We start from the raw sequence: 12,565 nt of genomic DNA, 5'->3' as shown, positions 1-12,565 counted from the left end.
TTCGTCACGATCCTTCTTGCCCGATCCGTTGCAGCCAGGTGCCGAACACCTGTTCGGCACGGCCGGCGGCCGCGTCGGCATGGGCCTTGGTCTCCCGGCGCAGGGCCGGGACCGACAGGTCGGCAGCGGACAACTCAGCGGCATGTCCGATATACCATTCCTCCAGCTGCCGTGCCCCGGCTTCCAGATGGAATTGGAGTGCCAGACCCTTGTCGCCAAGGGCAAAGGCCTGGTTTTCGTAATTGCGATTGCCGGCCAGCCGCACGGCACCGGCCGGCAGGTCGAACGTATCACCATGCCAGTGCAGGACGGCCGCCCCTTCCTCGCCCAGTGGTGCCAGGCTGGACGCGGTCCCCTCCGGCGTCAGGGTGACGGGGCCCCAGCCGATCTCCTTCACCGGCCCCGGATAGACATTCGCCCCCAGGGCGCGGGCCATCAACTGGCTGCCCAGGCAGATGCCCAAGGTGGGCAGTCCGGCCGACAGCCGCCGTTCGATCAGGTTGATCTCGCGGCGCAGGAACGGATAGGCATCGGTCTGGTAAACCCCGATGGGCCCGCCCAGCACGATCAGCAGGTCGGCTTTGCGGATAGCATTGTCGCCTAGATCCTCAATCGCCGCGTCGGCATAGGCGACGTGCCAGCCCTCGCGGTCCAGGATGGGGGCCAGCAGCCCCAGATCCTCGAAGGCGACATGACGTAGCGCGATGGCCGTGCGTTTGCGACGGTTCATGGTGGGCTTCCCGGCATCGTTATATCTTAATGGGAATAATGACGATCGCCGACCTTGGCAAGCTTTACACCCGTGCCATATGGATCAGCGGATAGGGTTTTCCAGCGTGATCGACGGGCGAACGGCCCACTTCGATGAAGCCCAGCGCCGCATAGAATTCCACGGCCCCCGGATTCTGGCTGTTCACATCGACCAGCAGATGCGGGTTCAGGCTGACGGCCTTGTCGATCAGCCGCCTTCCCACACCCTTGCGATGCCAGTCCGGATGCACGAACAGCGCGTCGATCTTGGGGCCCGACAGGCCGATGAAGCCCTGCACGGTGGCGCCGTCCGGCGTCAGGGCCAGCCATTGCGGCTTCTGCGGTAGATACAGTGTCAGCAGCAGCTTTTCATAAAGCGCGATGTCCTCCGGGGCCACGAAGCCATGCGTGGCATCCACCGATGCGCGCCAGACGTGGTGGATGGCGGCGATCTCATCCGGACTGGACAGGCGGATATCGGCGGGCAGCATCGGGAAGGTCCGTGTGGGAGCCAAGAAAAAGGGCCGGTCCCGAATGGAACCGGCCCCCATGGTGACGAAAAAATCCTGCGCTTACCAGACCTTGCAGGCCTTTTCACCCCGGACCATTTTGTCCGTCGGCTGGCAGTTAAAGGCCTTGGCGAATTCCGGCATGTTCGACAGGGTGCCGTTCACGCGGTATTCGGGCAGGGAATGCACGCCCGTCTGGGCCTGCAGGCGGCGGAATTCCGGGCGTTCATGCGCACACCAGACATTGGCCCAGCCATAGAAGAAACGCTGTTCGGCCGACAGGCCGCCGATCTTCTTGGCCATCCCGGCCTCACCCAGCCGGCGTTTCAGCGCATCCAAGGCGACGGGCAGGCCGCCATTGTCGGCCGTGTTCTCGCCCAGCGTCTGCTTGCCGTTCAGGTTGACGCCTTCCACCGCCTGGAAGCCGCTATACTGATCGATCAGGCATTGCGCGCGTTCGGTGAAACCCTTGGCATCGGCTTCGGTCCACCAGTCCTTCAGGTTGCCGTCGCCGGCGAACTTGCGGCCCTGATCGTCGAAGCCGTGGATGATCTCATGCCCGATCACGCCGCCGATGGCGCCGTAATTATAGGCGTCGTCGGCGGTGAAATCGAAGAAGGGCGGGCGCAGGATGCCGGCCGGGAAGTTGATATTGTTCTGCTGCGGCGAGTAATAGGCGTTCACCGTCGGTGGCGTCATGCCCCATTCGGTGCTGTCACGCGGCTGGCCGATGCGCGACAGCACGCGGCGCTGTTCGAACGCATTGGCACGCATGACATTGCCCAGCAACTCACCCTTCACCACGGTCAGCTTGCCATAGTCGCGCCACTTGTCGGGATAGCCGATCTTGTTGGGCATGTTGGCCAGCTTGTCATGGGCCTTGGTCTTGGTCTCATCACTCATCCAGGGCAGGTTGCTGATCCGGTCCTTCAGTGCCGCCTGTACGTCACCGACCATGGTCAGCATGCGCTGTTTGTGCTCAGGCCCGAAAGCCTTCTCCACGAAATACTGGCCCAGATCCTCGCCCAGCGCATCGTCGGTGGCGGCGACGCAGCGCTTCCAGCGCGGGCGCTGTTCCTTGGTGCCGTTCAGGGTGCGGCCATAGAAATTGAACGCCTCCTCGCTGAAGGCGGTGGGCAGCCATTGGGCATTGGCGCGCAGCGTGTGCCAGGTCAGGTAGGTCTTGATCTCGTCCAGCGAGGCCTGGTTCAGCCTGGCGTTCAGTGCTTCGAAGAATTTCGGCTGGCCGACATTCATTTCGCTGAAGGACGGGGCGCCGACGACGGCCAGATAGGCGTTCCAGTCGATTGCCGGATAGGCTTTGGCGAAATCGGCCAGGGTCGTGGGGTTGTTCTGCTTCTGCGGATCGCGGCGTTCCAGGCGGGTCATCGACGCTTCGGCCAGCGCCGTTTCGAACGCCATGACGCTGTCGGCCTTGGCCTTGGCGGCCTCGCCCGGGGTGCCGGCCAGTTCGAATATCTTCGCGATGTGCGCGACATAGGCGGCGCGCTGTTCCTTGGACTTCGCGTCATCCTTGAAATAGAAGTCGCGGTCGGGCAGGCCCAGGCCACCCTGGCCGGCCGCCGCGATGGTCTGCACCGCGTCGCTGAATTTCTGCATGCGGCCGAAGCCGAACAGGGTGTTCACCCCCTGGTCATGCAGATAGCCGACCAGCCCGCCCAGCTGCTTCTTGTCCGACAGCGCCTTGATGCGGTCCAGGGCTGGGGCCAGCGGGGCCAGACCGGCGGCATTCACGCCGGACTCGTCCATGCAGGAGGCATAGAAATTGGCGATACGCGCGGTCTTGGCCTGCGGCTTGGCCACCGCCTCGTCCAGGATATTGTGCAGCAGGTCCAGATTGCGGTCGGCCAGCGCGTTGAAATTGCCCCAGCGCGCCTGATCGTTGGGGATGGGGTTTTCCTTCTGCCAGGTGCCACAGGCATGCAGGAAGAAATTCTCGCAAGGCGACACCGCTTCGTCCAGCACGGGCAGGCCCGGTGCCGGCGGCTTGCCGGCCTTGGTCTCGGCCAGTGCACTATTGGCCAGCATAACAGAAAGTCCCAGCGCCAGCAGGCTGCTGGCACCCATCCCGATCCGTTTCATCTCAACGCCTCTGTTTCTTATGGTTCATGTGCAGGATCAGGCCGTTCCCGGCCTTTTGATTGTGGCGGAAAATTACCATGCAGGATGGGCAGGCGGCGACCCGGCTTTGTAACCGTTCGGTAAAAGCCTGTTGCCGCTTCGTTGCGCCATGAAAAAAGGGGCGGTCCCGCGGGGCCGCCCCTTCCATGCCTACATGGCTTGATGCCGGTGGGTTACCAGACCTTGCAGGCCTTGTCGCCGCGGACCATCTTGTCCGTCGGCTTGCAGTTAAAGGCCTTGGCGAATTCCGGCATGTTGGCGACCGTGCCGTTCACGCGGTGGCGCGGGGCCGAATGCGGATCGGTCTGGGCGCGCAGCCGCTCGTTCTCCGGCTTGGAGGAGGAGCACCAGACGCTGGCCCAGCCATAGAACAGCTTCTGTTCCGCGGTCACGCCATTGGCATCCTTTTTGGTCAGCGCCGCATCGCCACCCAGGCGGGCCTTCAGACCCATCAGGGCCAGACGCAGGCCGCCATTGTCGGCCGTGTTCTCACCCAGGGTCAGCTTGCCATTCTGGTTGGTGTCGCCGGCAACCTGATAGGAGCCGTACTGGTCGACAAGGCACTGAGCCTTGGCCTCGAACTTGTGGCCATCCTCTTCGGTCCACCAGTCCTTCAGATTGCCGACGGCGTCGAAGGCCCGGCCTTCGTCATCGAAGCCATGGGTCATCTCATGGCCGATGACGGCACCGATGGCGCCATAGTTCAGGCCGTCATCGGCCTGGAAGTCGAAGAAGGGCGGCTGGAGGATGCCGGCCGGGAAGTTGATGTTGTTCTGGCTGGGATCGTAATAGGCGTTCACGGTCGGCGGGGTCATGAACCATTCGTTCTTGTCCACCTTCTTGCCGATCTTGGCCAGCTGATAGGCATTCTCGAACTTGGCCGAACGCAGCTGGTTGCCGATCAGATCGCCCTTCTCCACGTCCAGCGCCGCATACTCGCGCCACTTTTCCGGATAGCCGATCTTCTGGGCCATGGCGGCCAGCTTTTCCTGCGCCTTGACCTTGGTCTCGTCGCTCATCCAGTCGAGACCCTTGATGTCCTCGGCGTAAGCCGCGCGCAGGTCGTCCAGCATGACCAGCATGCGCTTCTTATGTTCCGGCCCGAAGGCGGCCTCGATGAAATGCTTGCCCAGATCCTCGCCCAGCGCGGTATCGGCGGCCGTCGTGCAGCGCTTCCAGCGCGGGCGGATTTCGGCGGCACCGGACAGGGTCTTGCCGTAGAAGCCGAAATTCTCATCCACGAAGCCCTTGGACAGCCAGGGGGCCGTGGCGCGTAGCGTCTGCCAGGACAGGTAAATCTTGATGTCGTCCAGGCTGGTCTCGGCCAGCACCTTGTCCAGGTTGGCGAAGAAACCCGGATCATTGACATTCATGTCGGTGAAGGCGGGGGCGCCGACATCCTTCACATATGTGGCGAAATCCACGCCCTTCACGTTGTCGCTGAAGGCGGCGAAGGTACCGGGATTGTTCAGCTTTTCGGTATCGCGACGGTCCACCTTGCTCATGGTGCCGGTGGCCAGCCTGGTCTCCAGTGCCATCACCGCGGCGGCCTTCTTGTCCGCCAGATCGACGCTGTCGCCGGCCAGCACGAAGATGGCGGCGACATGCTTCACATAGGCGTCGCGCAGCTTGGTGGAGCGCTCGTCATCCTTGAAGTAATAGTCGCGGTCGGGCAGGCCCAAACCACCCTGGTCGAAGGCGGCGATCGTGTCCTCGGCCTTGGCGAAGCTCTGCTGTGCGCCGAAGCCGAACAGGGCATTGACGCCGGCATTGTGCAGCGTGGCCAGCAACGTGCCCAGCGCGCGCTTGTCCGTCACGGCGGCGATCTGATCCAGCAGTGGCTTCACCGGCGCCACACCGGCGGCATCGGCGGCGGCCTCATCCATGCAGGCGGCATAGAAGGCACCGATCTTGGCCGTGCCCGGCTCGTCGCCCTTGGCGGCCTTTTCCAGGATCGTATGCAGCAGGTCCTGGTTGCGCTGCTGAAGCTCGTCGAAGGTGCCCCAGCGCGACCGGTCGGCCGGTATGGGATTGGCCTTGATCCACGGTCCGCAGGCATGAAGGAAGAAGTCGTCGCAGGGATTGACCTCCTGATCGAGGACGAGCTTCATCTTCGCGGCTTCCGCCGCTGCCTTTTCCTGCTGCTGGGTCTTCAGTATCTGATAGCTGCCCGCACCGATGGCCGCCACGGCCACCAGCGATACCGTCAGCCACAAGCCTTTGCTTGCCATGTGGTTCCCCCGTCATATGGACGATTGATGTGTAAGGTGCCGCGCTTGAAGGCGGTCTGTTATGCGGGGGACCCTAGCACCGCGTCCGGGCCGCCGCGAAGGTCGGCATGTAACGGCATTGTTACAGGCACAAGAACGTCGCCGCCGGGCAACAGCGACAGGTTGGCCCGCAGCAGATCGGCAACAGTGCCCCCCGTCCGGCGGGCCTTGGGCAGGGTTTGCAGGACCGATTGCTGGATGCGCTCGGCCTCCAGCTCCGCCGCCTTGACCTGGGTGCGCAGCGACTCCGTGGCCGTATCCGGGGCGGGGGCAGGGCCGGATTTCAGCTGGCGGCGGATGGCGCGCAGCGGGCGGACGATCTCGTCCCGCCAGGGCGTGGTGGCGGCCTGCGCGTCGGCCAGTTCCGCCGGTGTCAGATCATGGCCCTGGGCTGCCAACCAGACGGCCCAGAGCAGCAGGTTGACGTCGGCGCCGTGGCTGTCCTGGGCCAGCAGGCAGGCATGGGCGACGCCGGGGGTGGCATAGAGGGAGAGGGAGAAGGACCAGAAATCTTGGGGCATCTGATGGGCACTTTCGTTGCCACCCTTTCTAGCGTCGCCCTGGCGAAGGCCGGGGTGACGGTAGATGTTGACTGAAACCTTACGGCCCAGACTTTTGCGTGAACACGCTTTTAAGCGGCCTCACACATCCCCCACATAAATCCCAAGGCCCCGCGCCGTCGTCACCAGCGTGCCGTCGGTATCCACGGCGGCGTAGGTGGCGATGGCGTCGGTGATGGGGATGTCGATCACCCGGCGGTTGGACCAGGCGACCAGCCGGTCGGACTTGCCCTCCGCCAGCAAATCCACCGCCGCCACCCCGAAGGCCGAGGCCAGGACACGGTCATTATGGCCCGGCGGGCAACCGCGCTGTACATGGCCGAGCACGGTGACCCGCGTCTCCGCCCCCGTCGCCTCGGCGATCAGGTGGCCGATATAATTGCCGATGCCGCCATAGCGCCTCTGCCCGTCGGTGAATTCCTGCTTGGCGGCATTGCCTTCCATGGTCTTCACCGCTTCGGACACGACGACCAGGGCGAAGTTGCGGCCGCCATCGCGTACGCGATGGATTTTTGCCGCCACGCCGGCCACCGACCAGACCAGTTCCGGCAGCAGGATGACATCGGCTCCGCCGGCGATGCCGGCCGACAGGGCGATATGGCCGGCATCGCGGCCCATCACCTCCAGCACCATGACGCGTTCATGGCTGGCGGCGGTGGGCTGCAACCGGTCCAGCGCCTCCGTCGCCACCGCCACGGCGGTGTCGAAGCCCACCGACATTTCGGTGATGCCCAGGTCATTGTCGATGGTCTTGGGAATGCCGATCAGCTTGATGCCGCCGATATGGGCCAGCTGGCGCAGGATGGCCATGGACCCGTCGCCGCCGATGCCGATCAGGCTGTCCACGCCCAGTTCGCGCAGGCCCCCGATGATCTCCTGGCTGCGGTCCTTCTTCGACCCGTCGGCCATGGGATAGGCAAACGGATCGCCCTTGTTGGTGGTGCCCAGGATGGTGCCGCCCTGGCGCATCACGGCGCCGTCGACGCGGTTCACATCCAGGTTCACATAGCGCACGGGCCGGGCCAGCAGGCCCTGGGTCCCGTCCTCGATCCCCACCACCTCCCAGCCATAATGGGCGGCGCGGTGCACGGCGGCACGGATGACGGCGTTCAGGCCGGCACAGTCGCCGCCGCTGGTCAGGATGCCGATACGCTTGGCTGCGGCTGTTCTTTCCATTTGGCTTTCCCCCTGGGCTTTGCCGGCCAGGGTGCCAGGAATGGGGGGCGGGGGGCAACCATCCAGCGTCGGCTTGTCGCGCCAAGAAAAAAGGGGCGCCCGTTTTGGGGCGCCCCAGGTGCAGCCGTTTCGCGTCGATGGGGATCGAAGGTCAAGCGGCTGGGCCGAACCACATGCTGTCAAGCTTGCCGTCGGGGGTGACCAGCACCCACCAGTCGCGTACGCCCTTGTCGTAGGTGGCGCGATAGACGTCCATGCCGCCCTCATCCACGCGCCGGAACTCCAGTTTCTTCAACTCACCCAGCGGCAGCATCTCCGCCTGGATCTTGGGCAGCACCGCGATCACGCCGTCGGCCCGATCGGGCAGCAGGCCGTCGCGGTCGATCTTGCCCGCCTTGATCTGGGCGATATGGGCACGCAGGGCCGCCTCGCTGCCGGGCAGGGGCTTGTTGGAGGCGACGCGGGCGGCCAGTGCCTGTTCCAGCGCCTTGCCCTTGGCGTCGTCGATACGCGGTGTGGGCAGTTCGTGGCCATTCTGGTGCAGCACCACGCTCGTCACCTTGCCGGTGGTGTCCAACTGGAACGTGCCCTGGACGGGTGCTTCCTTGGAGAAGAACTTGGTCTGGCTTTCGGGGAAGAATTCCATCGGCGTCTGCCCGATGACATGCGCCATCAGACGGGTGCCGTCACGATAGACCTTCAGCGGCCGGGACGCGGTGAAGGGCATCTCGTAATAGCCGGCGAACTTGTCATAGGTGGCCGGGTCCATAGCAACGGCGGTACGCGGCTTCTGCTGCTCCACCATGCGGGCGGCGACAACCGGGTCGGTCTTGTCCACCCCATTGGTACCGGCGGTGGCGATGGCGGCCGGGGCCAGCAACGCCAGCACCAGCACCCAGCGGGCGGCGTTCATCCGGAGCGGCAGGGTGCCGCCGGCCAGGATACGGTCGACACGGGCGGCAACGGTGGCGGGACGTGCCATGGCCAGACCGGCGGGCAGGCGGCTTGCCTTGTGGGCCATCTCCACCAGGATTTCAGCGTAATTCAAGCGATCCTCCATCTGTTCAAGAGCGTCGGTATCGCTGTTGGCCTCGGCAAGCTCAGCGAGATGATTGTTGAGCCACCATGCGACCGGGCTGAACCAGAACAGGGCCCGGTGGATGGCGGCCAGAAGCAGCGTGTAATAGTCGCCCCGCTGGATATGCGAGGCTTCGTGCGCCAGGACGGCCCGGCGCTTCACATCCGTCCAGCGGACATGATCGGGGGGCAGCAGGATGCTGCCGGCAATGGTCAGGGGAACATTGATGCGGGTGGAGACCCGCACATCGTGCGTTCCCGTCCAGGGGGCTGACTGGGGCAGGGCGGATGACCGCAGCCGCAGGCTGGCCAGCATGCCCGCCGCCAGACGCAGCAGCATCACACCCGCCACTAGCAGATAGAGCGTCATTGCCGCGATCCGCCAGTCCACCCAGGCCCAGGCGGAGACCGTCCCCGGTGCCGCTTCCCCCGCGGTGGTCGGTGCGGCCGCCACCAGTTCCGCGGCGGGCCGCAGCCAGAGGCGGATACCGTCCAGCGGCACGGCCATGGTATCGGTCGGGGCCAGGCGCATCAGCAGCGGCATGATCAGCGAGAAACCCAGTACCCCGACCCAGACGGCCATCTGGGTGAAGGGATTGGTGACCCGCAGCAGGCGCAGCGCCAGCCAGGCAAGTCCCATCAGGGCGGCCGAGCGCAGGGCCGCCTCCAGCAGCAGCGTCAGCATCATGTCCCTTTCTTGCGAGCCTTCTCGATCTTCTCGGCCAAAGCCTGCAGCTGTTCGGGCGACAGCATGTCGGTTTCGACCATGCCGACCACGACATCCTCCACCGATCCGCCACAGAACCAATCGACGATGCGCTTCACGGCGCGGGCCGCGACACGATCACGCCCCTCCGCCGCCCGGTAGATGAAGGTCCGCCCCTCCACGTCATGGGTGAGATATCCCTTCTCCTCCAGGCGCTTCAGGACGGTGCGGACCGTGGACTCCTTCAATGGGCGGCTGAGCATCTCTCGCACCGCATCGGCATTGACGGGTCCACGCCGCCAGACCAGGTCCATGATCTCTCTCTCAAGATCGCCCAGGTCCGACGGATTGTGATCTTGTGTAGTGCTATCATCCATAGTGCTACAGTCTGTAGCATTGTGGGCCGTAGCAAACAAGCGGAATCCGTTCGGGTCCGCGAAGGTGGAGAAGGGGGAGGGGATGGGGCGGATTACGCCATGGTAATCCGCCCCATATGGCTATGCGCGATCCGACACGAACCGCCAGCCCGTCTCTGCCGCGGCGCGAGCCACATCGCCATAGGCCAGGGCCTTGCGGTCGGCGGCGTTGCCGGCAAGCGCCCGGGCATAGACGCCCTGGCAGATGGCGGCGATGCGGAAGAAGGCGAAGGCCAGATAATAGGGCCAGTCGGGAATGCCCGCCCGGCCCGTGCGCCGGCAATAGGCGGCGACATAATCCGCTTCCGACGGGATGCCCAGGCCCGCCAGTTCCACGCCCTTCAGGCCGGGGAACTGCTTGATCCCGGCCGGCAGGTGGTAGGCCATGCAATTATAGGCCAGGTCGGAGAGCGGATGACCCAGTGTGGCCAGTTCCCAATCCAGGATCGCGACGACGCGCGGTTCCGTTTTGTGCAGCATCAGGTTGCCCAGGCGGAAATCTCCGTGGGCGATGGTGGTCTCGTCGCCGACCGGCACGGCACGGGGCAGCCATTCCATCAGCCTGTCCATGGCCGGGATGTCGCTCTCGCCCTTGGTGGCCACGAACTGCTTCGACCAGCGTTCCACCTGGCGCAGGATATACTGCTCCGGCCGGCCGAAATCGGCCAGGCCTTCCTTCCAATCCACCTTGTGCAAGGCGGCCAGGGTTTCATTCATGCTGTCATAGATGGCGGTACGGTCTTCATTGCTGAACCCGTCCAGCGCCACATCCGACAGGATGCGCCCATCGATATGGTCCATGACATAGAAGGGCGTGCCGATGATGCCCGCATCCTCGCACAGCAGGCGAGCATTGGGCACCGGGGCCGCCGTGCCGGCCAGGGCCTGCATGGCGCGGAATTCCCGTTCGATCATATGGGCGCTGGGCAGCAGCTTGCCGGGCGGCTTCTTGCGCAGCACGAAGCGGGCACCGGCATTGTCGGTGACCAGGAAGGTCGGGTTGGACTGCCCACCCTGGAATTGCTGCACCGTCGCCGGCCCCTGGAACCCGTCCAGATTGGCCGACAGATAGGTTCCCAGCGCCGCCTCATCGAACCGGTGCTGCGCCAGCACGTCGATCAGGACGGCGGCACCCTTGCCCTCGCTCATGCTGATATTCCTTACAGGATCGTGGGATCGGCGATGGTGGCGCCGCCATCGGCCACCAGCAGCTGGCCGGTGACGAACGCGCCGGCGGGAGCCGCCAGCATCATGGCCACGCCCGCGATCTCCTCCGGCTTGCCGAAACGGCCCAGGGGCGCGCGGCGCATCACGGCCTTGGCGATGTCGGGATTGTCGGTGAGGGCCTTGGCGAAATCCGTCTCCACGATCCCGGGCGCGATGCCGTTGACGCGGATATTGGCGCGGCCATGTTCGACGGCCAGGTTGCGCACCAGGGCGGCTTCCGCCGCCTTCGACACGCCATAGGCGCCGATGACCGGGTTGCCGCGCAGGCCCGCGATGGAGGACAGGATGATGATCACCCCGTCCTTGCGCTTGGTCATGCCGGGCACCACCATGTTGCACAGCTGCCAGGTGCTGCGCAGGTTGGTGCCCATGATCTTGTCCCAGGCCTCCTCGCTGACGCTGGACAGCGGGCCATAGACCGGGTTGATCGCGGCATTGGCCACCAGGATGTCGATGCGGCCCCATTCGGCCACGGTGGCATCGACCAGGGCCTGCAATTCCTCCTTGCGGCCGATATTGCAGGCGACCGCGATGGCCTGCCCGCCGGCGGCGATGATCTCGTCCCGCACGGTCAGGCAGGCGTCGATCTTGCGCGAGGAGATGACGACCTTGGCCCCGGCCCGGGCATATTCATGGGCAATGGACCGGCCGATCCCGCGCGAGGAACCGGTGATCAGCGCCACCTTGCCGGACAGGTCGAACAGGGGATGCGTGGTCATGTGCATTCTTCCTTATGGTTTAGGGGCCTGACCAGCGGTCGTTGGACCGCTGGAGGCCGGCGACTGCCGGCCCGGCGCACATGCGCCGTAAGCCCGAGCCGTCGGATGGCGGCGCCCGGCGCCTTAGGGACAAAGAAATTACTGCGCTGTAGTCCCGCCATCGACGGCGAATTCCGCACCCGTCACGAACGGGCTTTCGTCCGACAGCAGGAACAGCACCATGTTGGCGGCATCCTCCGGCGTGCCCATGCGACCCAGGGGTGCGGTGCGCTCCAGCCGGCGGCGCATCTTCTCCGCATCCGGTGCCACATCGATCATCTGCTGGACCATGGGCGTGTAGAGGAAGGAGGGATGGATGGAATTGCAGCGGATCTCGTATTTCTGCTGCGCGCACCACATGGCCACCGACTTTGTCAGCAGGCGCACGGCCCCCTTGGCGGAGCAATAGGCGGCCAAATCGGCAGCGCCGGACAGACCGGCGACGGAGGAGACATTGACGATGGACCCGCCGCCCGTCTGCTTCATTGCCTTGATGGCGTATTTGCAGCCCAGGAAGGTGGACTCGACATTGACAGCATGGACGAAGCGCCAGCCTTCCAGCGTCTCATCCTCGATATTGTGCAAGGACCCGCAGCCGGCATTGTTGACCAGCCCGTCCAGGCGGCCATGCTTGCCCACGATATGGGCGATGACCTCGACCCAGCGCTCTTCCCTGGTCACGTCCTGGGCCAGGAATTCGACGCTGCCGCCCAATTCGGCCACGGCTTCCTCACCGCCCTTCACGTTACGGTCGGTGATGACCACCTTGGCGCCTTCACGTTGCGCCGCGCGCGCCGTGGCCAAGCCGATACCCGACGCACCCCCGGTGATCAGGACGATCTTGTCCTGCAGGCGTCCCACCATGATCATTCCCTCCCGAACATAGGCTGCGGTCACGTATGCCGCTTATCAAACGTTTGTTTGAATGTAGGGGAAACGGTGACGTGGGGCAACGTATTCCGTGTTAGGCTTTG

The 12,565-nt window shown here is 64.7% G+C and carries 11 protein-coding genes; all 11 read right to left on the bottom strand.

Annotated elements, in window-relative coordinates:
• Positions 1 to 4: 4 nt before the first annotated feature.
• A complete protein-coding gene (locus ACM9HJ_RS14240; protein WP_416572401.1) occupies positions 5 to 730 on the bottom strand; it encodes a glutamine amidotransferase in 726 nt (241 codons plus the stop codon).
• A gap of 64 nt (positions 731 to 794) precedes the next feature.
• Positions 795 to 1,241, bottom strand: coding sequence for an acetyltransferase (locus ACM9HJ_RS14235; RefSeq protein WP_416572400.1), 447 nt, complete (start codon positions 1,239 to 1,241; stop codon positions 795 to 797).
• Between the two features lie 81 nt (positions 1,242 to 1,322).
• Positions 1,323 to 3,362, bottom strand: a complete 2,040-nt coding sequence (locus ACM9HJ_RS14230; RefSeq protein ID WP_416572399.1) for a M13 family metallopeptidase — start codon at positions 3,360 to 3,362, stop codon at positions 1,323 to 1,325.
• Between the two features lie 212 nt (positions 3,363 to 3,574).
• Positions 3,575 to 5,632 carry a M13 family metallopeptidase gene (locus ACM9HJ_RS14225; RefSeq protein ID WP_416572398.1) on the bottom strand — a complete coding sequence of 686 codons (2,058 nt, stop codon included), beginning with the start codon at positions 5,630 to 5,632 and terminating at the stop codon, positions 3,575 to 3,577.
• A gap of 59 nt (positions 5,633 to 5,691) precedes the next feature.
• Positions 5,692 to 6,192, bottom strand: coding sequence for a TIGR02444 family protein (locus ACM9HJ_RS14220; RefSeq protein WP_416572397.1), 501 nt, complete (start codon positions 6,190 to 6,192; stop codon positions 5,692 to 5,694).
• A 120-nt stretch (positions 6,193 to 6,312) separates the two neighbouring features.
• Positions 6,313 to 7,407 (bottom strand): ATP-dependent 6-phosphofructokinase, encoded by a 1,095-nt coding sequence (locus tag ACM9HJ_RS14215; RefSeq protein WP_416572396.1) that lies wholly within the window; start codon positions 7,405 to 7,407, stop codon positions 6,313 to 6,315.
• A gap of 151 nt (positions 7,408 to 7,558) precedes the next feature.
• The gene (locus tag ACM9HJ_RS14210; protein ID WP_416572395.1) at positions 7,559 to 9,172 is read right to left on the bottom strand and encodes a M56 family metallopeptidase; all 1,614 of its coding nucleotides are present in this window, start codon (positions 9,170 to 9,172) and stop codon (positions 7,559 to 7,561) included.
• Positions 9,169 to 9,567 (bottom strand): BlaI/MecI/CopY family transcriptional regulator, encoded by a 399-nt coding sequence (locus tag ACM9HJ_RS14205; protein WP_416572394.1) that lies wholly within the window; start codon positions 9,565 to 9,567, stop codon positions 9,169 to 9,171. Before ACM9HJ_RS14205 ends, ACM9HJ_RS14210 begins: the two co-directional genes overlap by 4 nt.
• Positions 9,568 to 9,687: 120 nt before the next feature.
• Complete coding sequence (locus ACM9HJ_RS14200) at positions 9,688 to 10,755, bottom strand: phosphotransferase (RefSeq protein WP_416572393.1); 1,068 nt, start codon at positions 10,753 to 10,755, stop codon at positions 9,688 to 9,690.
• 11 nt (positions 10,756 to 10,766) lie between these two features.
• Positions 10,767 to 11,552, bottom strand: coding sequence for an SDR family NAD(P)-dependent oxidoreductase (locus ACM9HJ_RS14195; protein WP_416572392.1), 786 nt, complete (start codon positions 11,550 to 11,552; stop codon positions 10,767 to 10,769).
• A 138-nt stretch (positions 11,553 to 11,690) separates the two neighbouring features.
• Positions 11,691 to 12,455, bottom strand: coding sequence for a glucose 1-dehydrogenase (locus ACM9HJ_RS14190; protein ID WP_416572391.1), 765 nt, complete (start codon positions 12,453 to 12,455; stop codon positions 11,691 to 11,693).
• Between the last annotated feature and the right edge of the window lie 110 nt (positions 12,456 to 12,565).

The organism is Niveispirillum sp. KHB5.9, from assembly GCF_048066115.1.
In the GTDB taxonomy this organism is placed as follows: domain Bacteria; phylum Pseudomonadota; class Alphaproteobacteria; order Azospirillales; family Azospirillaceae; genus Niveispirillum.
Note: the sequence above shows the minus strand (reverse complement) of the source record. Positions and strands in the feature narration are given on the sequence as shown.

What these genes read in the sequence shown, in the direction of transcription:
- ACM9HJ_RS14240 (WP_416572401.1), bottom strand. Translation starts at nt 730, where the DNA reads ATGAACCGTCGCAAACGCACGGCCATCGCGCTACGTCATGTCGCCTTC.
- ACM9HJ_RS14235 (WP_416572400.1), bottom strand. Translation starts at nt 1,241, where the DNA reads ATGCTGCCCGCCGATATCCGCCTGTCCAGTCCGGATGAGATCGCCGCC.
- ACM9HJ_RS14230 (WP_416572399.1), bottom strand. Translation starts at nt 3,362, where the DNA reads ATGAAACGGATCGGGATGGGTGCCAGCAGCCTGCTGGCGCTGGGACTT.
- ACM9HJ_RS14225 (WP_416572398.1), bottom strand. Translation starts at nt 5,632, where the DNA reads ATGGCAAGCAAAGGCTTGTGGCTGACGGTATCGCTGGTGGCCGTGGCG.
- ACM9HJ_RS14220 (WP_416572397.1), bottom strand. Translation starts at nt 6,192, where the DNA reads ATGCCCCAAGATTTCTGGTCCTTCTCCCTCTCCCTCTATGCCACCCCC.
- ACM9HJ_RS14215 (WP_416572396.1), bottom strand. Translation starts at nt 7,407, where the DNA reads ATGGAAAGAACAGCCGCAGCCAAGCGTATCGGCATCCTGACCAGCGGC.
- ACM9HJ_RS14210 (WP_416572395.1), bottom strand. Translation starts at nt 9,172, where the DNA reads ATGATGCTGACGCTGCTGCTGGAGGCGGCCCTGCGCTCGGCCGCCCTG.
- ACM9HJ_RS14205 (WP_416572394.1), bottom strand. Translation starts at nt 9,567, where the DNA reads ATGGATGATAGCACTACACAAGATCACAATCCGTCGGACCTGGGCGAT.
- ACM9HJ_RS14200 (WP_416572393.1), bottom strand. Translation starts at nt 10,755, where the DNA reads ATGAGCGAGGGCAAGGGTGCCGCCGTCCTGATCGACGTGCTGGCGCAG.
- ACM9HJ_RS14195 (WP_416572392.1), bottom strand. Translation starts at nt 11,552, where the DNA reads ATGACCACGCATCCCCTGTTCGACCTGTCCGGCAAGGTGGCGCTGATC.
- ACM9HJ_RS14190 (WP_416572391.1), bottom strand. Translation starts at nt 12,455, where the DNA reads ATGGTGGGACGCCTGCAGGACAAGATCGTCCTGATCACCGGGGGTGCG.